This is a genomic window from Corynebacterium sp. SA-MJD20WY100 (assembly GCF_039822565.1).
In the GTDB taxonomy this organism is placed as follows: Bacteria; Actinomycetota; Actinomycetes; order Mycobacteriales; family Mycobacteriaceae; genus Corynebacterium; species Corynebacterium phoceense_A.
Window position 1 is genome coordinate 11,457 of record NZ_JBCJKS010000001.1, and the last position, 20,532, is coordinate 31,988.

A 20,532-nucleotide genomic window follows, 5' to 3' on the forward strand; every position below is an offset into this window, starting at 1 on the left:
TCTGGAGCCTTATTCGGGAGTTGTGGCTATTTTCATGCACACTTCGCGGCAGCCCAGGCAGGAGTTGTCATCACAGTAGTCATACCCGACTTGCGCAAAACCTGGGGTTTTCTAAGAAGTAACACTGTGACCTAAAAATACTCTGTTGAAGGGGCCTTTTCGCGGTACTCAAGACACAGTGTGAAAGCCAGGTTTGGGGGCCAGTGTTCGGGATCGGGTCCTAACGTGGGCCTTGGGGAGCGTCCGGCGTGTCCGGTGCGGACTCGGCGCTGCCCGACTCCGTAGCAAAGTTGCCGCGCGACTTCTCCTTGGACTTGCTGCGTGACCACGGCTTGGTGCGCAGCTTCTTCTTCGCCTTCTTCTCAGAGACGGGAACCGCGGTACCGGTGAAGGTGGCGGGCTCGGCCGTGGGGTCGGAGGGGGCATCGGCAGGCTGGGGCACGGCCGGCAGCGCGACCGTAAAGGTCGAGCCGACGCCCAGCTCCGAGGTCACTGACAGGGTGCCGCCATGCTGCTCCACGAGGGATTTAGCAATGGCCAGGCCCAGGCCGGAGCCGCCCGTGTCGCGAGTACGCGACGAGTCCGCGCGGTAGAAACGCTCAAAGATATGCGCGGCGACTTCGTCCTCCATGCCCTTGCCGTCATCGATGACGTCGATATAGATAAAACCGTCGCCATCGCGCAGCTGGATGGTCACCGTCGCGTCATCGCCCGCGTGGCGCATGCCGTTGGACACGAGGTTGAGCAGCACCTGGTGGAGACGGTCCGGGTCGCCGTTAACGAGCGGGATACCGGAGGTCTTGGGGCGCACATCGATGGTGCGTCCGGCAAACGCGGCGCGCGCAGTCGACCCCACGGACATGCAGAGCTCGAGAAGATCGACGGTATGCATCTCGAGGCGATTGCCCTCCGCGCGGGTGAGTACAAGGAGATCCTCGACGAGCAAGGACATGCGCTTGGACTCGGCGTCGATCTTGCCCAGCACGAGGTCTACATCATCCGTGGCGCCGGAGCGGTAGAGCTCCGTGTAGCCACGCAAACTGGTAAGCGGCGTGCGCAGCTCGTGGGAGGCATCGCCCACGAAACGGCGCATCTGGTTTTCCTTGTCGCGCGCGGTCTCGATGGATTCTTGGAGCCGGCCCAGCATAATATTGAGCGATTTGGAGAGCTCGCCGACCTCGGTATTTTCTCCCAGGACCGGGACACGCTTGTCCAAGTCGCCTGCGGCAATCTGTCGAGCGGTGCGTTCCACCTCGCGCAGCGGACGGAGCGCCGCCTTCACGCAGATGAAACTTATCAAGTAAATGATGATGCTGACGATGAGGCTGATGCCGATCTGCATGAAGGACAGCTGCTGGATCTGCGCGTTTTCACGTGCAATCTTCTTCGCCACGACGATAATAGAGCCGTCATTGCGCGTGGCGACGGCGCGCCACTGCTCGCTGGAACGGCGGACCGCACCGGAATTGTCTGTCCGGACCGTGTCCACCGTCTGCGGCGTGCCGTCCACCACGAGATCTTCCACGCGCGGGATGGCCTCAAGATCCGGATTGAAGTACTTGGCAGTACCGTCCGCGCCATACGAGATGACGGTGTATTCGCTCGGCGGACGGCGGTCATCGCTTTCGCCCAACAGATCTTCGTTGCGTGCCCAACCCCGCGCGGCGGTGATGAGATCCTTGTCGACCTGCGAGTAGATCGCTTCGCGCATGAGCGCAGAAACCGCAGCGGAACTCGCGATAAGTCCCGCCAACGAAACGCCCACCACGATGATGACGAGCAACGTGCGCAGCGAGACCGTGCGGACGAAGGAGGAAAGAGATTTCTGTATCTTCATGAAGCGGCAGTCGGCTTCAACCTAGGAGCGCGGCATGCGCAGAACGTAGCCCACGCCGCGAACGGTGTGGATGAGCGGGGTGTCGCCCGTGTCGATCTTGCGGCGCAGGTACGAGATATAGGACTCGACGACGTTGCCGTCGCCACCGAAGTCGTAGTGCCACACGTTGTCGAGGATCTTCGCTTTGGAGAGAACAACTTCTTTGTTCTGCATGAGGTAGCGCAGGAGGTTGAACTCCGTGGGCGATAGGTCGACGATCTCGCCGCCCTTGGTGACCTCGTGCGTGTCATCATTGAGGGTGAGGTCAGCGTAAGTCATGGTGGCGTCAGACGTCATGTCGTCCGCGACGGCGCCGCGGCGCAGAATGACGCGCAGACGCGTGATGACTTCTTCGAGGGAGAAAGGCTTCGTCACATAATCGTCCGCACCGATGGTGAGGCCGTGGATACGCTGATCGACGCTGTCCTTCGCCGTGAGGTAAAGCACCGGGCCGTCAAGGCCTTCTTGGCGAAGCTTGCCGAGTAGCTCAAAGCCGTCCATGCCGGGCATCATGACATCAAGGATGTACGCGTCCGGGTTGATCTCGCGCGCGATGCGCAGCGCCTCCGTGCCCGAGTTCGCGGTGTGCACGTTGAAGCCCTGGAATTTGAGGGACACGGTGAGCAGTTCGACGATATTCGGTTCGTCATCGACCACGAGGATGGTCACGTTGTCATTATGCTTATCGTCCATGATGGAAGGGTGCCTTTCGTAATTTAAGCTCGACTGATTAGTCTGCCACTCGCGTTTTCAAGGGTACTGCCGAAAACCTGAAAGCCGACTGTGAGACTCCGCGGGGATTCCGCGCCCCCGCGCGGGGTAGTTTATGTTCCATTGCGCTGCGCGCCTGTCCCGCGCACCTTAGGCTTACGGTTTATGACTGCGCCTGCTGCTTCTTTGCCCGTGCCTTCCGCGGCTCGCCGTACCGACCGCCTCACCGTCGCTGCGTGGGCTCTGTGGGACTGGGGTTCCGCCGCGTTTAACGCCGTGCTCGTCACCTTCATTTTCTCGGTCTACCTCACCGGTTCCGTGGGCAAGCAGATCGATTCTTCGTACACTCCAGCCCAATGGCTGTCCTGGTCCATGACGGCGGCGGGACTCATTATCTTCGCCGTCACTCCCATCATGGGCCAGCGCTCGGACCGGCGCGGCGCCCGCCGCCGGGCGCTCGCGTTCTGGTCCGGGGCCACCTTCGCCGTTATGGCGTTGCTTTTCTTCGTGCGCAACGACGCCCCCGTCTATTTCTGGCTGGGGCTCGCGGGACTCGCGGTGGGTTCGGTGACCATGCAGTTCGCGGAAGTCAACTACTTCGCACAGCTGAAACAGGTCGCCGCCCCGGAGCGCGTGGGACGCGTCTCCGGCTTGGGCTGGTCCGCGGGGTACTTCGGCGGCATCGTGCTCCTGCTCATCTGCTACTTCGGATTCGTCGCCGGTGGCAGCACCCCGGGGACGGCGGGCGCGCTCAATCTTTCCACTGACGGTGGCTGGAACATGCGGCTCGTCGCGCTCCTCGCCGCGCTATGGTTTGGCGTAAGCGCCATCCCCGTTCTCCTGCGCGTGCCGGAGATTCCCGCCTCTGGTGAGGACACCGGCGGCATCATCGCGTCCTACCGTGCGCTTTTCGCGACGCTGCGCGAGCTATGGCACGAGGACCGCAACGCCTTCTACTTCCTCTTCGCTTCCGCGGTCTTCCGCGACGGGCTCTCCGCCGTGTTCAGCTTCGGTGCCGTGCTCGGTGTCTCGGTCTATGGCTTGAGCGCCGGCGACGTGCTCATCTTCGGCGTCGCCGCCAACGTCGCCGCGGCACTCGGCGCTGTGCTGGGCGGCCTCCTCGATGACCACGTGGGGCCAAAGGCCATCATCCTCACGTGCTTGGGAATCCTCACCTCCATGGCACTCGTGATGTTCTTCGCCTCGGGCCCGCTCGCCTTCTGGATCTGCGGCCTCATACTGTGCCTGTGCGTGGGTCCGGCGCAGGCCTCGGCCCGCGGCTTCCTCGCCCGCGTCGCGCCGCCGGGCCGCGAGGGCCAGATGTTCGGTCTCTACGCCACGACCGGCCGCGCCGTGAGCTGGCTTGCTCCCCTGCTCTTTGGTCTCTTCGTCTCCTGGTTCGGCGACGGCGACCGCGGCGGCGTTCTCGCCATCGGGCTGGTGCTAGCCGTGGGCGCGCTGCTTCTTATCCCCGTCAAGGACCCGACGAAAAACGGCGTGACGCCCGCGGCCTGAGCGGCACGCGGGCGCGGGGCTCGAGCAAGCTCGAGGTTTTAAGGGCGCGGGATGTTGCGCAGGTTGGACTGCGCCAGGTTAATCATCTGGCCCACGCCGCCGCCGAAGACGGTACGGGTTGCGGCCTTGGAGAAGCCGGCGAGCTGCGCGAAGGTCAGCGTCGGCGGGATGGACAGCGCGTTCGGGTCGGTCACCATATCGACGAGAACTGGGCCGTTGAAGGCCATGGCTTCCTGAATCTGCTTGCGGGCCTTCTTCGGGTCCTCAATGCGGATGTGCTTGATGCCAGCGGCCTCGGCGATCTGCGCGTAGTTGACGGCGTCGTGGTCCGTCTCATGCTCCGGCAGGCCCTGGACGAGCATCTCAAGCTTGACCATGCCCAGCGAGGAGTTGTTGAAGACGAACATCTTCACGGGCAGATTGTGGAGCTTGACGGTGAGCAGCTCACCCATGAGCATGGACAGGCCGCCGTCACCGGAGAAGGTGATGACCTGGCGGCCCGGGTTCGCGGCCTGGGCGCCGATGGCCATCGGAAGAGCGTTCGCCATGGTGCCGTGGCGGAAGGAACCGATCTGCTCACGCTGACCGTTCGGGGTGATGTAGCGCGCGCCCCAGACGTTGCACATGCCGGTATCGACGGTGAAGATGGCATCGTCCGCGGCCTCTTCGTCAATGATATTGGCCACGAATTCCGGGTGGATGGGCTTCATCTTCTCGGCATTCTTGGTGTAGGCCTCAACCACGTTGTTGAGCTTGTTGTAGTGCGACTTGAGCATCCGGTCGAGGAAGCGGCGATCCTGCTTCTCCTCGACGTGCGGCAGGATGTTTTCGATGGTCGCTGCGACGTCGCCGGTGACCGGGTACTTGATCTTGGTGCGGCGGCCGATATGGGAGCCGTCGATATCGACCTGCGCGACGTTACCTTGCGGCAGGAAGTCGTTGTACGGGAAGTCAGTACCCAGGAGGATGAGCAGGTCAGCCTCGTGGGTGGCCTCGTGCGCGGCGCCGTAGCCGAGCAGGCCGGACATGCCGACATCAAACGGGTTGTCGTACTGGATGTACATCTTGCCGCCGAGGGCGTGGCCAATCGGAGCCTTGATCTTTTCGGCGAGGGCGAGGACCTGCTCGCGGGCGTTCTTCACGCCAGCGCCAACGAAGAGCGCGACGGTCTTGGCCTCATTGATGGCCTGGGTCAGCGCGGCGGCCTCGGCCGGGTCCGGGAAGACCACCGGGGTGCCGGAGGAAATCTTCGACTGAGTGAAGGCGTCATCGGTAGCCTCCTGCATGGAGACGTCGCCCGGCAGGACGAGGACGGACACGCCCTTGCCCGCCATTGTGGACTGGATGGCGTGATGCAGGACGACACCGCCCTGCTCAGCGGAGTTGACCATCTCGCAGTAGCCGGAGCACTCGTTGAAGAGCATCTCCGGGTGGGTTTCCTGGAAGAACTTCGAGCCAATCTGGCGCGACGGGATATGCGACGCAATGGCGAGCACCTTGGCGCCATTGCGATGTGCGTCGTAGAGGCCCTGCACCAGGTGGGTGTTGCCCGGACCGCAGGAGGCGGCGCAGACAGCCAGCTTGCCGGTGGTCAGGGAGTCAGCCTCAGCAGCGAAAGCAGCGGCTTCCTCGTTGCGAACGTGGACCCACTCGATGGGTGAGCGACGAACCGCGTCGACGATGGGGTTGAGCGAGTCACCCACCAGACCATAAATGCGCTCGACGCCCTGGGCTTCGAGCACGGCGACGAGTTGTTCGGCGTAATTGCGTGCCATAAGAATAATCCTCGTTTTCTTTGTATTTAAGACCCAAATTTGCCTACGCCCGATTGTCCCCGTCCGTGATTGGAAATGCCACTATCAGCTCGCTTCTCACAACCGAACGGGCAGCGTGATCCACGAGACAATGCAACCGCTCAGATTGATTACTATAACGGACGTTCGCTAAAGTAATGCGTCATGACCGAAGAACTCTCGACGCCCCCGACGCTTACCGAACGGCGCCGTGTAGCCCGCACTGAACGCGCCGCACGCCGCCGCGATCGCCGCACCGCCCTGCGCTATGCAGAGGACTCCACGCCCGCGCAGCGCTGGACATTTCTTGCCGTGGTATCACTCGGCCTGCTCATGATTGGTCTCGACAACTCGATCCTCTATACGGCACTGCCGCGGCTCACCCACGAGCTCCATGCCTCCGCGCTTCAGTCGCTGTGGATCATCAACGCCTACCCGCTCGTCCTCGCCGGCCTACTGCTGGGCACAGGCACGCTAGGCGACCGCGTGGGCCACCGACGCATGTTCGTCACGGGCCTCGCGATTTTCGGACTTGCCTCGCTCGCGGCTGCGTTCTCACCGTCCGCGTGGGCGCTCGTGGCTGCACGTGCGTTCCTCGGCTTCGCCGCGGCCGTCATGATGCCCGCGACCCTCGCGCTTATCCGGCTCACCTTCGCCGACGAGAGGGAGCGCAACACCGCCATTGGCATTTGGGGCGCCGTCGCCGTCGTCGGGGCGGCCGCCGGTCCCGTCCTGGGCGGCTTCCTGCTGGAGCACTTCTACTGGGGCTCGGTCTTCCTCATTAACGTGCCCATCTGCGTCGTCGCGCTCGGTCTCACACTGCTCATCGCGCCACCTAACGTCCCGCACCCGGACAAGCGCTGGGACTTTGTCTCCTCTCTCTATGCGCTGTTCGCGCTAGGCGGCTTCACCATGACCATCAAGGAACTTGCGCGCGGCTCCTGGACGCTCGCGGGAGTTGCGCTGCTCGTCGCGATCTGCGGCGGCTGGGTCTTTGTCCGCCGCCAAAACAAACTGGCCGACCCGCTCCTCACCTTCGATATCTTCCGTTCGCGCATCTTTTCTGGCGGCGTTGCTGCCGCAGCCGGCGGCATGTTCGTTCTCGCGGGCGCGGAGCTCACCACGACACAGAAGCTGCAGCTCGCCGATGAATGGACCCCGCTCCACGCAGGACTCGTGGTCGCCATCGCAGCGGTATGCGCCATCCCCATGTCCGCCATCGGTGGCGCGGTGCTCCACAAGGTCGGCTTCCTGCCGCTCATCTCCGGCGGTTTTCTCTCTCTTACCGCGGGCGTGCTGCTTGCCGCATGGGCGACGCATACGGGTCTGCAGCCGGCGCTGTATGCCGGCATGATGCTCGTAGGTCTGGGCGCGGGCTCGGCGATGTCCGTGTCCTCGACCGCGATCATCGGCGCGGCACCGCTTAACCGCTCGGGCATGGCAGCAGGCGTAGAGGAGGTCTCCTACGAGTTCGGCACGCTTATCTCGGTCGCGCTCACCGGTTCGCTACTGCCCATGTTCCTCAGTGCCCACCTGCCGGAGGAGCTGCGCAGCCTGGGCCTTGCCATTATGGATTCGGCGGAGCATGCCTCCGTCGCGGAGCCGGCCTATGCGCAGGCTTACGTCTCGGTACTCACCATCCTGGGCGTCATCGCCGCCGCTTTCGCGGCGTACACTGGCTGGGCTTTCCGCGATAATCCCACATCAGGAGGCAACGGTGGCACGCACGAGTAAAAAGAACGAGGCGCTCGTCGCCGCCCTCGGCATCGTCCAGGACGCCGGCGTCAACGCCGTGACCTACGACTCCTTGTCGCAGGCGACCGGGATGACGAAGTCCGGACTCATCTACCACTTCCCCACTCGCCACGACCTGCTCGTGGAGATGCACCGCTTCTGTGCGCAGCGCTGGGAGGCCGAACTAGAAAAGCTCGGCGGCGGGCGCGCCGAAGCGCTCACGCGCACGCAGCGTCAGCGCGCGCTTGTGCTCTCCTTGTCGAAGAACGATCCACTCGTCGAGCTACTCATGTCTATCCATGCGCAGTCCCACCCGGATTTCCAGGCCATCTGGAAAGAGGTCGACGATGAATGGACGCCCGATCCCTCGCGCGACGTGAGCGACGAGGCCGAACTACAGGAGCTCATCGTCGCCGTGCTTGGCATGGGCTTGTGGGTTCATGACCACGTCTCAGAAACGCACCTGTCCGCGGGCAATCGAGAGAAGATCCTCGAGCACATGCTGCGGATCCTCGACGCGGACGCCTAAAGGCCCGCCCCAAACACGGCGCGATTTCACTTTCGGGCGCGCTGGAGCTCTTTCCGCGCCAGAACTGCGCGCAACACGCCCGAAAATAAGGCAAAGACGGGAGCCTCGAGCGACAAAGTTGAAGCCCCCTACCCCTTAGTGCAGGTAGAGGGCTTCTTTTGGGGCTGGAGACGAGACTTGAACTCGCAACCTACGCTTGCCTTTCCTTCATACTAACCCTTTCGTCCATTTCGTCTGTTCTACATATATCGAGCTCAGGCCCACAGGTAAGGAAAGAACGCCCCGACTAGTATCGCCTCCTCCGGCTATTACTTAGACACTTTTTAGACACTTTTTGCCTCTGCGAAAGCGTCTGTATAGTCGGGAATTACTGCAGGCTTTGCAAGATAAGCTTGCTCAGTTACTCGTGTCGAGGAGTGCCCCAAGTAGCGAGAAGCCGCCAGCAACCCGTAGCGTGTTTCTATTCGAGTAGACACTGTTTTCCTGAATGCATGCGGTTGGATTTTTAGGTCGCCACGCGCTTCCGCCAAGGTATTTTCAGTATTAGTCACCGTTCTGTAAGTACCCGTCCTCGAAGGAAATACCGGCTCCTCAAAGTGTTCACGGTAAGGCTTCTCTGATTGCCTTCTAAGCGCTTGAATCGCTATCGGGGCTACCGGAATCACGCGTCGACTTGAATCAGTCTTCGGCTTATCCTGCCGGCCCCCTCGCTCGTCAGTAGTGCCAGTGATAGCGATAACACCTTTTTCTAGGTCAACATCAGACCAGCGAAGGGCAAGGAGCTCACCTATTCTTGCCCCTGATCCACGAAGCACATCTACGATCTCCAAGAGGCTTTCGCCCCGCTTGGGGCCAGTAGCATTGCCCCCACACCATGCCTCGATCCGGTTGCGATATTCCTCCATCTGAGCATCGGAGAGAGCGTTGACTTCCTTTTTCTCCCGCTTTGGTAGTCGAGTTTCCCGGACTGGGTTGGTAACCATCAGACCCCAACGAACAGCGAGTCCAGCAGCATTACTGAGGACCGCCCTTGCGGTTCGAGCCGTACCTGGGGTCAGCCCCTCCAAGAACGCTTGCACCCTAAGGGTTGTCAGCTCATTAAGCCGGACAGCTCCGAGGTTTGGAGAGATGTGGAGTTTGATGGGTGCTGTTGCAAACTTCAGGCGGAGAGCCGTGACGACCCAGTCTTCATCCTCTGATGCTCGCTGCGGGTCGGCGTTCTCAGGCAGCCTCGAACACCCGGCTGACGATCACCGCATCCGGGTTCGGTTGCCCGTAGGCAAACATCGCGCCCTGGCCTTTCCGTAATGAGCGCATCGCTTCCATCCCTTTCAAGGTCCGGTACGCCGAGGTCCGGTTCTTAAACGCGCCTTTCGGTCCGAGGATCCGTTTCAGCCGCCCATGATCTCCTTCAATGACGTTATTGAGGTATTTCACCTGCCGGTGTTCCACGGTCTGCGGGCAGATTCCCTCTGACTTCAACTCGGCGATTGCCCTGGCCAGGGAGGGTGCTTTATCGGTGTTGATCACCCGCGGGGACCCGGTTATCGTGTTCGACCTCAGGGTCTTGGCCAGGAAACGCTTCGCTGCGGCGACGTTACGCTTTGGGGACAGGTAAAAATCCAAGGTATGCCCGCCCGCGGTGATGGCCCGATAGAGGTAGCACCACTTTCCCCCGACCCGGATATAGGTCTCGTCCACCCGCCAGGACCGGGCCTGCCAATCCGGGATTTGTCGGTACCACCGGGTCTGCTTGTCCAGCTCAGGAGCATATTTCTGGACCCAGCGGTAGATGGTGCTGTGATCGACCGGTATGCCCCGCTCGGTCATCATTTCTTCCAGATCGCGGTAGCTGAGCCCGTAGCGGCAGTACCACCGGACCGCCCACAGGATGATTTCACGGGGGAAATGACGACCGGAGAAGATACCCATGGCTGTGATTATTTCACGTCGCTCTTCCTACTGCCCCAACTTTGCAACAGCACCTCACTGGGCAACGCGTGGCCGAGGACGTAGACCCAAAAGACCCGGAGGCGGGCTGAGTTTCTACGCCGTCCTGGCAGCACTCCAGACCGCCGTCATCCACCTGCTGGACCGCTGCCCCTACTGTCACCACCCCCGAGACACCTAACGAAGTACTACTAGGAGGTATATTGTTTCCTGGTAAATACGTGACACCGCAGGTAAGGGGGCTTCTGGTCAATTTTTTACCGTATGACACAAAGATAATACAAATTTTTAGCGTGACTAGTGCTTGACATGAGTTAAGTATTTGGTCCTAGAGATTATGGTCCAACGGTCTATGGCTAGGCCCGCTCAGGGTTGTCAACAGGCCCCGCCATAACAGGAGTTATACCTTGAACGTGAAATTTTCCGCGTCCCCGCGGAGTATGCGGCGCAGAATCAAACTCAGTGTCGCAGCCATAACTAGTACAGCACTTATCGGCGGGACTCTTGTCGCTGTCCCGTCACATCCGCTCGTGCCCAACTCGATGGTCGCGCAGGCTCAGGCTCAGGAGATCGCACAACAGATCTCCTACGCGCAGGGCACGTTGCTTGATCTCTCACTGCTCAGCGGTTTCATTACCCCGGACAGTCAGAATGCTTTTAATGATCTGCTCACTCTCATCGAAACCGAACAGTCCTGGCCCGAGGACGACGGCGATACCCCGGAGACCAGTCAGCTCACCCTCGCGCTGGCGCAGTCAATCAACCTCAACCTCGGTGCCATCACCCTGCCACTTGTCGACGACGGATCCGGGAACGGACTGTTGGACCTCGGTACCGAGGGCGTGGGTGTACTCGGTACCTACGCGGCTGCCTCCGACGCGAATTCGGCCCGGGCCGCGGCCGGCGTCCTCAATGCGGACGGCGTCATCAACGCGGATCCCACCCAAGAGGCGGGCAATGTCCAAACCTCAGTGCAGCTGACAGCCCTCCTGGACCAGCTCGGACTCGGGGTGGTCACCGACAGTCTGGCAGATGATCTGTCGCTGCGCCTGGGCGCGGTCAGCTCCAGTGCGGAAGCTGACGGTGAGCAGGTCACGGCTGAATACGCGGTGGCGAATGCCCAGTTGAACCTGCACAGTCCGCTGTTGGAAGAAGTCGGCGGACTGGTTGAACCCGGCGGGCTCGGAGCCGGTCTGGACGACACCGTCGAAGGACTGCTCGGCGAAGCAGGCCTGTTGGACAGTGTCACAGGCGTCCTTAATTCAGTTCTGGGAACGCTTGGTGTCCTCAGGATCGAGGGGCCGGTGTTGGAGACCAATGTCGAAGAGACCTTGAACCAGCTGTTGGCAGAGCCGCTCGAGGATCCCAACGGGCTTGTTTCCTTGAACCTGGCAGAAGGTGAGTTGCAGGTCAACCTGGAGCAGCTCCACGGCGACAACCTCAGTAATCTCGATCCGAACACCCCGCTGATCAACGATGCGCAGCTCACCGAGATCGTCGGGACCGTGGACGGGCTCCTCGAGACGCTCTCCGACCGGATCACTCAGACGATCAACCAGGGAGTGCTGGACACACGGCTGACCACGAACGTTTCCGTTCTCGGTAGTCGGGTTCTCGACATCAATGGGACGCTGGCGCAGATTCTGGCTGAAGACGAATCGATCATCGAAGGCAGCGGGCTCCTCGGTAACCTGTTGGCAGGGCTTCTCGACGGCCTGACGACGGCGGTGGGTGGCCTCCTCGGGGAGGAAAATGACAATGGTGACCTCGAGGTCACCATCCTCAACGACCTCATCGGCACCCTGACTGAACCCGTAGAGACGCTACTCGCGGTAGATACCGGCCTCGGGAACCTGATCAACACCGTCCTGGGGGAAGTCCTCCAGGTGAAGGTCAACGCACAAACCAATGAGCTGGTCGCCTCCGGTGAGGCAGTCACGGACCGTCCGAACGCAGTCGTCGGTACACCGACCGACCCGTCGGCCAACTTCGACATCCAGCCGGTGCACATCAAGTTACTGGGCCTGGGCACCACCGGAGGAGTAGTCGACCTACCGCTGTCGCGCTCTACGGTGACTGCCACGGATACCGCGGTGGCCACTGATCTGGCCATCAATCCCGACGAGGGGCCGCGCGAAGGCGGCAATGCTGTCACACTGACCGGCGATAACCTCGCATATCTCGACGACAACGGCGACCCCGCCGGCATCGATACAATCTACGTCGAAGATCTGGCAATCACGGACTTCGAGGCGGATCCCACATCAGGTTCCGTTACGTTCATCGCCCCTGTATGGGCAGACCTGAACACCACTGAGGACACCGTCCAAGTAACGGTAGAAACAAACGGCTTTCGTTCTGAACCCGTCGATTACACCTACGTCGATACCCCATACGCGGTCACCTACGACCCCGGATACGGTTGGGGCACGATTGAATCTGGCGAAACAATCACCATCCCCCAGATCGGCGACGCTGCCATCCCGGAAGGGACGGAATTCTCCATCGAGTCGGGCTGGGCGCCACCGCCGAGCTGGACCGTCGACATTGATCCGGCCACCGGCGACCTGACAGTGACCGCCCCGACGGATGCCCCGGTTGGTTTCCTCTACCGCGTTCCCGTCACCGTCGATTACCCAGACGGCACGACAGACAATGAGTTCGCCCGCGTCAACGTCGTAATGGCCCCCTTCGGGGTAGTAGACGTCATCCCCGGTGATGGCTTCACAACAATCATCTTCTCCGACGGGACTGAAATGCTCGTGCCACACGGCAAGGATGGAGCAGACGGCGCCCCGGGTGAATCCATTACAATTATCACCCAGGACCCCCAGCCAAACGGTGATGTTGTGCTAGTCTTCTCCGACGGCACAACGATCACAGTCCCAGCTGGTGCTGATGGTGAGTCCATCACGATCACCAACCAGGTCACTGATCCGGATGGCAATATCACCTTGACCTTCTCTGATGGCAACACTGTGGTCATTCCCGCCGGCCTCGCTGGCGCTGACGGTGCCGACGGTGCTTCCATCACCGTGGCAAATTCTTACCTCAATGACTCCGGTGACCTGGTCATCGAGTTCTCCGACGGCACTTCAGTAACAGTCCCAGCCGGTGTGGATGGCCAGTCCATCACCATCGTCGGGGAAACCACCGACGCTGATGGCAACACCGTCATCGAGTTCTCCGACGGCACCACCGTCACTGTCGCCCAGGGCGAACAGGGCGAACCCGGTACACCGGGTGCTCCCGGTGGTTCCGGCGGTTCCGGTGGTTCCGGTGGTTCCGGTGGTTCCGGCTCATCTTCCGTGATCGTGGGTGGTTCGTCAGCCGGAGGCGACCAGTGCATGGCTACAACGTCCAGTTCGATCCTCGCGCTGCTGGCGGTTCTGGGGACGGCTGCCGCCGTCAGCGCACCCCTGCTGGAGCCCTTGGCCCAGACGATTGGTGGCCAAATTCAGGCGCAGCTAGACCGGTTAGAGATTCCGGGGAGTTCTCAGCCGGCATGGCTGACCGAGGTTAACCGAAGAATTGAAGAGGCTGCCCGTTCAATCGATGAGCGTGTTATCGTGCCCGCCGTGATTGGGGCCGGCGTCCTCGCTTCGTTGGGCGTGGCCTCGGCCTCCTGCAGCGATTCGGAACGGCAGACCATAATCGGAAGTTCTGTCTAATACCGTTTGACTCGATGGCCATTACTCGGCCAGCCAGATCAAGCTAACGGCACTTGTCCGCTGTGCCCTCAATGAGGGTGCAGCGGACATTCGTTTTCCATATACCGGCCGAATAACTTCCGTCGGATAGGGGTAGACCCGTTTCTACCGACCAACACTGCCTATAGATGGTGCTGTTGCAAAGTTGGGGGGAGAGCCGTGACGACCCAGTCTTCATCCTCTGATGCTCGCTGCGGGTCGGCGTTCTCAGGCAGCCTCGAACACCCGGCTGACGATCACCGCATCCGGGTTCGGTTGCCCGTAGGCAAACATCGCGCCCTGGCCTTTCCGTAATGAGCGCATCGCTTCCATCCCTTTCAACGTCCGGTACGCCGAGGTCCGGTTCTTAAACGCGCCTTTCGGTCCGAGGATCCGTTTCAGCCGCCCATGATCTCCTTCAATGACGTTATTGAGGTATTTCACCTGCCGGTGTTCCACGGTCTGCGGGCAGATTCCCTCTGACTTCAACTCGGCGATTGCCCTGGCCAGGGAGGGTGCTTTATCGGTGTTGATCACCCGCGGGGACCCGGTTATCGTGTTCGACCTCAGGGTCTTGGCCAGGAAACGCTTCGCTGCGGCGACGTTACGCTTTGGGGACAGGTAAAAATCCAAGGTATGCCCGCCCGCGGTGATGGCCCGATAGAGGTAGCACCACTTTCCCCCGACCCGGATATAGGTCTCGTCCACCCGCCAGGACCGGGCCTGCCAATCCGGGATTTGTCGGTACCACCGGGTCTGCTTGTCCAGCTCAGGAGCATATTTCTGGACCCAGCGGTAGATGGTGCTGTGATCGACCGGTATGCCGCGTTCGGTCATCATTTCTTCCAGATCGCGGTAGCTGAGCCCGTAGCGGCAGTACCACCGGACCGCCCACAGGATGATTTCACGGGGAAATGACGACCGGAGAAGATACCCATGGCTGTGATTATTTCACGTCGCTCTTCCTACTGCCCCAACTTTGCAACAGCACCTTCTCACCCGCTTCACCACAACAGCTTGTCCTCACTGAGCCTTCCCCGAGTCAGCTTCACAGGAATGGCAAGCAATCACCCGGCAAAAGTGACGACGGCTAGGCAGTCAGTCAGCTACATAGGCCTTGAAAACACCTCGCTAGGAGGTAGGGGAAGTCAGTTTCCCGGCCCGAGACTTTAAGCTACCGTCATTCAGCCTTCCTTCTCTGTTCCACGAGATCCACCGCCAAGCAAGCTAGGTCGACCGTAAGACCAAAGTCTGCAATAAAATCCCCACTCATAGTGGCGGTTCCTGGAACCATGCTCGGCCACGCGAAGCCATGAGCTACACCGCTAAAGGTGTTAAATATCCACTGATACCCCTCCCTCAGTGTCACCTCGTGCTCGCTACGCTCAGCAGCAGTTAGGGTGACGCCCGCCGAAGCAATTAAATGAGCCGCGATCCCTGCTGTTCGATTGAGGATCTCCTGCTCACCCAAGCGTCCCCGGTTCCCTACTGCCTTCAGCCGTTCCTCCTGGCTGGCCACCAACTCTGCAGGAGGAACAAGCGCGGTGAGTTGGGTGAAGGACGAGAACGTCCTGTAGGCCCGCCTGAGGCTCCCTCCCTCAACAGTCAGGATGTCAGTCGTGTTAGAGACTCGATCCCTGTGGTCGTCCGGGCCCAGCATGTAGACCACTCGGGCGGCTCCCAAGAGCGCTGTCCTAGCCAATGACTGCAGGACAATTGGCGTCGTTCCACCAGACTCGGGCTCCACGAGTGAGAGAATCTGCCGAATTGACCCCATGGCAGAGGTAATCCCGTAAGAGATCGTCAGCCTCGGGTCTACTGGAGGCTCTGGCAGCTCCTCGAGGATTCGATCAATTTCGCTCCCCGGTTTCGCAAGCTCAAGCACACTCTGAGGAAAGGACAAGGCGATACGATCGGCACGTTCGAACCCCCTCCAAGCCATCGCCAGACGCTGGAGCGCGCCGGGTTCATTTTGTCCGATGTCCATAACCATCACATTTCTCCGATTACTACCGAGCCCCTCCAGACAGGCTTCTCCCTTACCTCCAAGCATGGCCGGCGATCAGCCCACATGAGGAGGACCAGAGTAGGCATTTATTCGCCGCTAGGAGAACCCGACTGTCTCTACCCGGTTATTCCTCAGCGCTATCCACTCTTCCCGAAGGAAGGGCTGCATGAGAGCCCGAAGAGTTCAGATGAACCCGTCCGGTGACAGCTATTATTTAGACACTTTTTAGACACTTGCCGCTACAAGAGAAAATCCCCAGGCCATTGACCTGGGGATTCAGAGCTGGAGACGAGACTTGAACTCGCAACCTACGCATTACAAGTGCGTTGCGCTACCAATTGCGCCACTCCAGCCTGTGCGAGCGAAGCGCACTAGGGCTAAATCGTACAATATGGCGCCCGCCGGTACCTAAGCGGCGCGAGCATGGCGCGGCACAGGGGTACAGGCACAGGGGTGCAGGTGCAGGGGTGCGCGGCGGCGGGCACTACAGATAGAGTTGCAGGCTAGATACGCATACGCAGTTATTCGACTCTCGACACACGCGGTGGTCGCGCCGCCTCACGGACGCGGCCCCCATTTCAACGCAAGGCACACGTAGACACAGTGACACATCTCAAAGATCAGTTCCGCGGCTGGGCTGGCAAGCTGGGCAGCGGCTTCTTCGGCGACGCCCGCACACGCATCGCCACGATTGACGCGGCCCAGGCCGCACCCCCGCCGTCGCCGCTGGCACCGGTCGATCTCACGGACCCGGCGCAGGTGACGGGCGTGATGGAAATCGCCGCGCGCATCGGCGAGATCCTCATCTGCGCTGGTTCCTCGAACGCGGACGCGCGCTCCCAGATTTACCTCGCAGCGGCGTCCTATGGCCTGCACTACTGCCACGTCGATGTCGTGATGAACACGATCACCATCCACACCAACGTGGGCACGGGCGCGGACCGCCGGCCGATCACGGTCTTCCGCGTGGCACCGGGCATTGATGTGAACTTCTCCAAGCTCTCGGCCGTGGATAAGCTCATCCGCTCCATCCACTCCGGCGCCACGCCGCCCGCGCTGGCCGAGCGCATCCTCAACGAAATCGATCACATGCCGCCGCCGCGCGGTATCCGCTCCGTCCTCGTCGGCTGGGGCGTCATGGGCGCGGCCTTCACGGTCGTCCTCGGCGGCGGGCTGCTGGCAGCGGCGCTGACGTTTATCATCACCATCCTCATCATGGGAGTCAATACTCTCCTCGCGCGTTATCGGGTTCCGACGTTTTATCAAAACATCACCGGCGGATTCATCGCCGTGTTCCCTGCCGCGTTGTCCTATAACCTAGCGGCGACGCTTGGCATCCACCTCGTTCCGTCACAGGTCATTGGTTCGGGGATCATCATCCTCGTGGCGGGGCTGACGTTGGTACAGTCCCTTGTCGACGGCATCACCCGTGCGCCCGTCACCTCCACCGCGCGCTTTTTCGAGGCGGTGCTGGCCACCGGCGCGATCATCGGCGGCGTCGGCTTAGGGATTCAAACTGCCGATGCCCTGGGCTTCCCGCTGCCACCTCTGGAAACGATGGCAGCACCGGTCTATCACCAAATCCCACTGCTTATCACTATGGGCGCCATCGGCTCTGCCGCATTCGCGTACTCGCTGTATGCCGCGTGGAAAGAAGTTATCGTCTCCGGACTAACCGCCGGCGCCGGCATGGTCTTCTACTACTTCGTGGTCATCCCCTTCGGCGTGGGCACCGTCGTGGCCTGCGGCATCTCCGCCATCGCGGTGGGACTCGCCGGCGGTCTCCTTGCTCGCCGTTACTACATCCCGCCGCTCATTACGATGATCATCGGCTACACGCCGATGCTGCCGGGTCTCATGCTCTACCGCGGCATGTACGCCACGATCAACGAGCAGGTCATCACCGGTTTCACCAACCTCGCCACGGCGATCGCCATAGCGGGCTCGCTGGCCGCGGGTGTCGTGCTCGGCGAGCGCGGCGCACGCCGCCTGCGCCGCCCGCAGTACTTCCGTCCGTACGAAGCCTTCAAGCGCCTGGGGCGCTTCTCCGCGCACCAAGCCCGCGCGCTGCGCCACCGCACCCCGCGTATTCCGCGCGTGCCGCTCTCCCCACGTGCCCCGCGCGTCGAGCGCCCCGTGCCGCCGCCCGTGCAGGCGCCGCAGCCAGCTCCGGCCGAGACCACGGGGGCATCGGAAAGCCCGAGCGTGGCACAGGTCCGTATGGAGCAGGACAAGACGGTACGCGAGCAGCTCAAACAGCTCAACAGCCACGAGGTGCTCGACCTCCTCGAGGCTCTCGACCCAGCCACGGAAACGTGGGAGGCCATCTCCAGCCCGTTGGCGGACGGCTCCTCCTCGCCGGACGACCCAGATTTCCCGCCCCGGATTCCTCACGGCGATTGAGCGGCCTGTCGCGCAATAGCGTAGAATTGCAAGGTCTAAGAACAATCCCGTCAAGCAGGAGGACATTCGTGCCACCCAAGGTCACCGACGTTCAACCCAGTGCGGATAACTCGCACGTCCTCGAGGAAGAGACCGCCCGCGCCGCGCGCCGCATTGTCGCGACGTACTCGGAAGACTTCCTCGACGGCGTCACCCTGATGTCCATGCTCGGTGTGGAGCCCAAGGGACTCATCCACCGCAAGGTCCTCGCGGAGCACGAAGAAGCGCAGCCGAAGAAGGCCACGCGCAAGAAAGCAACGAAGAAGGCTACCAAGAAGGCGACGAAGAAGTCGACCAAGAAGACCACCAAGGCTGCTAAGAAGACCTCGAAAAAGGCCGCCAAAAAGACCGCGAAGAAGTCTTAAAGCGCAGGTATGAGCGACAACAACTTCGTCGTCGTAGCCAACCGGCTGCCAGTCGACCTCCACACCGCCCCCGACGGAACCCGGACCTGGACCCCGTCGCCGGGCGGTTTGGTCGCTGCGCTCACTCCCGTGCTCGAAAAGCACAACGGCTGCTGGGTCGGCTGGCCGGGCGTCGTGGGGGACGCGCCCGAGCCCTTCCGCACCGAACGCGGCGTGCTACTCCACCCCGTCAAACTCTCCCAAGCGGATTTTGAGGGCTTCTACGAGGGCTTTTCCAATGCCACGTTGTGGCCGCTCTACCACGACCTCCTCGTCACCCCGGTCTATGACCGCGACTGGTGGCACGTCTACCGCGAGGTCAACCTCCGTTTCGCCGACGAGGTCGCTGCCGTCGCCGCCGAGGGCGCGACCGTGTGGATTCAGGACTATCAGCTCCAGCTGCTGCCGGGCATCCTGCGCCAGCTGCGCCCGGACCTCACCATCGGCTTCTTCCTCCACATTCCTTTCCCTGCGCCGGATCTCTTCGCGCAGCTGCCCTGGCGCATGGAGCTCGTCCGTGGACTCCTCGGCGCGGACCTCGTGGGCTTCCACCTCGAGGCCAACGCCCGCAACTTCCTGGCGCTGGCCCGCCGCTTTGGCATCGAGGTCTCCGGCGAGGTCTCCACGCGCGAGGTCACCGCGCACCTGGAACTGAACAACGGCCGCCGCGTGGGCGTGGGCGCCTTCCCCATTTCCATTGACGCCGCCGCCATGAACGAATGGTCCGCCGCTGACTTGGGCGGCGCGGAACGCCTCCACGCGGACCTCGGCCACGAGCGCACCGTCATCCTGGGCGTCGACCGACTCGATTACACAAAGGGCATCCTTCAGCGTCTCAAGGCCTTCGAGGAACTCCTCGAGACCGGCGCCCTCAACCCGGAAGAGGTCTGCCTCGTGCAGATCGCCACGCCCTCGCGTGAGCGCATCACGAGCTACCGCAAGACCCGCTCCCAGATCGAGGAGGCCGTAGGCCGCATCAACGGACGCTTCGCCCAAATCGGCGCACCCGTCGTCCACTACCGCCACACGAGCGTGTCCAAGGACGAGCTTCGCCGCTACTACCGCATGGCAGACGTCATGCTCGTTACGCCGTTCAAGGACGGCATGAACCTCGTGGCCAAGGAATACATCGCCTGCCACGGGGACGACTCGGGCGCACTCGTGCTCTCCGAGTTCGCCGGCGCCGCCGTCGAGCTCACCCAGGCCTACCTGTGCAATCCTTTCGACATTGAGTCCATTAAGAAGGCCCTGCGGGACGCCGTGGTCGGCCTGCGCAATCAGCCGGAGGTCCTCGCTGAGCGCATGCATGCCATGCATGCCCAGGTCATGGAGCACGACGTCGACCTGTGGGCGAATTCCTTCCTCGACTGTTTGGAGGAAAAATGAAGAAAATCCTCGCTCCTCTCCTCGCTCTCACGCTCGCGGCCTGCGGCACGCCGGAGGACAACGCCGCGCCCGGCGACCAGGTACGCATGGATAAGTCCTGGCAGGTCGTCGGCATCTACACGGCTGCCGATGCCCCCAGTTCCATCCCTGAGAGCGTCCAACCCGCGCCCAGTCTCACGCTCGGCACGCAGGGACTCGTGGGGACGACGGGCTGTGCCCAGTTCCGCGCGGACGCCACGTACCTCAACGGCGAGGAAGAATCCAACGTCGAGGACGCGGACGCCGTGCGCATCGACTCCGTGCACGTCGACGACACGCGCGCTGACTGCACCGGCGAGTCCCTGTGGGCGCACAACCAGCTCACACGCCTGCTCGCTCAGGATCACGAGTTCACCCTCCGCGTCGACGAGAACAACCAGATGGTCTTCACCCTGCGCGACGGCCGCGTGGACTCGCCTGCCATCCGCTTCGTATCCCTCGCTGCCTAGAAACGCT

General features: G+C 61.8%; 13 protein-coding genes, 1 tRNA gene and 1 pseudogene. 8 read left to right on the forward strand and 7 right to left on the reverse strand.

Features of this window, described 5'->3' with window-relative positions; genetic code table 11:
- Positions 1–220: 220 nt before the first annotated feature.
- Complete coding sequence (locus ABJ196_RS00060) at positions 221–1,837, reverse strand: HAMP domain-containing sensor histidine kinase (RefSeq protein WP_347304687.1); 1,617 nt, start codon at positions 1,835–1,837, stop codon at positions 221–223.
- Between the two features lie 21 nt (positions 1,838–1,858).
- Positions 1,859–2,569 (reverse strand): response regulator transcription factor, encoded by a 711-nt coding sequence (locus tag ABJ196_RS00065; RefSeq protein WP_066490173.1) that lies wholly within the window; start codon positions 2,567–2,569, stop codon positions 1,859–1,861.
- A gap of 183 nt (positions 2,570–2,752) precedes the next feature.
- On the opposite strand from ABJ196_RS00065, the gene ABJ196_RS00070 reads away from it, so the two are divergent.
- Positions 2,753–4,102: an MFS transporter gene (locus tag ABJ196_RS00070; RefSeq protein WP_347304688.1), complete on the forward strand. Its 1,350-nt coding sequence runs from the start codon at positions 2,753–2,755 to the stop codon at positions 4,100–4,102.
- Positions 4,103–4,140: 38 nt separating this feature from the next.
- On the opposite strand, the gene ABJ196_RS00075 is transcribed toward ABJ196_RS00070, so the two are convergent.
- Complete coding sequence (locus ABJ196_RS00075) at positions 4,141–5,877, reverse strand: pyruvate dehydrogenase (protein WP_066490158.1); 1,737 nt, start codon at positions 5,875–5,877, stop codon at positions 4,141–4,143.
- A gap of 183 nt (positions 5,878–6,060) precedes the next feature.
- On the opposite strand from ABJ196_RS00075, the gene ABJ196_RS00080 reads away from it, so the two are divergent.
- Entirely contained in the window at positions 6,061–7,629 is a 1,569-nt protein-coding gene (locus ABJ196_RS00080) for an MFS transporter (protein ID WP_347304689.1), read from the forward strand.
- Complete coding sequence (locus tag ABJ196_RS00085; protein ID WP_347304690.1) at positions 7,613–8,158, forward strand: TetR family transcriptional regulator; 546 nt, start codon at positions 7,613–7,615, stop codon at positions 8,156–8,158. The genes ABJ196_RS00080 and ABJ196_RS00085 overlap by 17 nt, the downstream gene beginning before the upstream one ends.
- A 1,221-nt stretch (positions 8,159–9,379) precedes the next feature.
- Here ABJ196_RS00085 and ABJ196_RS00090 read toward each other — a convergent pair.
- On the reverse strand, positions 9,380–10,090 hold the full coding sequence (locus ABJ196_RS00090; protein ID WP_347304691.1) for an IS6-like element ISCef5 family transposase: 711 nt from the start codon (positions 10,088–10,090) through the stop codon (positions 9,380–9,382).
- Positions 10,091–10,638: 548 nt separating this feature from the next.
- On the opposite strand from ABJ196_RS00090, the gene ABJ196_RS00095 reads away from it, so the two are divergent.
- The gene (locus tag ABJ196_RS00095; RefSeq protein WP_347304692.1) at positions 10,639–13,779 is read left to right on the forward strand and encodes a choice-of-anchor G family protein; all 3,141 of its coding nucleotides are present in this window, start codon (positions 10,639–10,641) and stop codon (positions 13,777–13,779) included.
- Positions 13,780–14,025: 246 nt separating this feature from the next.
- Here the strand turns inward: ABJ196_RS00095 and ABJ196_RS00100 are convergent.
- The 3 genes and pseudogenes from ABJ196_RS00100 to ABJ196_RS00110 form a co-directional block, all read right to left on the reverse strand.
- Positions 14,026–14,735: pseudogene (locus ABJ196_RS00100) on the reverse strand (IS6 family transposase).
- Between the two features lie 242 nt (positions 14,736–14,977).
- The gene (locus ABJ196_RS00105; RefSeq protein ID WP_347304693.1) at positions 14,978–15,850 is read right to left on the reverse strand and encodes a hypothetical protein; all 873 of its coding nucleotides are present in this window, start codon (positions 15,848–15,850) and stop codon (positions 14,978–14,980) included.
- A 235-nt stretch (positions 15,851–16,085) separates the two neighbouring features.
- A tRNA-Thr gene (locus ABJ196_RS00110) sits at positions 16,086–16,158 on the reverse strand.
- A 292-nt stretch (positions 16,159–16,450) separates the two neighbouring features.
- Between ABJ196_RS00110 and ABJ196_RS00115 the strand changes: the two genes are divergently transcribed.
- The 4 genes from ABJ196_RS00115 (at position 16,451) to ABJ196_RS00130 (ending at position 20,525) form a co-directional block, all read left to right on the forward strand.
- The gene (locus ABJ196_RS00115) at positions 16,451–18,208 is read left to right on the forward strand and encodes a threonine/serine exporter family protein (RefSeq protein ID WP_347304870.1); all 1,758 of its coding nucleotides are present in this window, start codon (positions 16,451–16,453) and stop codon (positions 18,206–18,208) included.
- Positions 18,209–18,276: 68 nt separating this feature from the next.
- Positions 18,277–18,612: a hypothetical protein gene (locus ABJ196_RS00120; RefSeq protein ID WP_257035752.1), complete on the forward strand. Its 336-nt coding sequence runs from the start codon at positions 18,277–18,279 to the stop codon at positions 18,610–18,612.
- 9 nt (positions 18,613–18,621) lie between these two features.
- Entirely contained in the window at positions 18,622–20,037 is a 1,416-nt protein-coding gene (locus ABJ196_RS00125; RefSeq protein WP_347304694.1) for a trehalose-6-phosphate synthase, read from the forward strand.
- Positions 20,034–20,525: a hypothetical protein gene (locus ABJ196_RS00130; RefSeq protein ID WP_347304695.1), complete on the forward strand. Its 492-nt coding sequence runs from the start codon at positions 20,034–20,036 to the stop codon at positions 20,523–20,525. Before ABJ196_RS00125 ends, ABJ196_RS00130 begins: the two co-directional genes overlap by 4 nt.
- Positions 20,526–20,532: the final 7 nt, after the last annotated feature.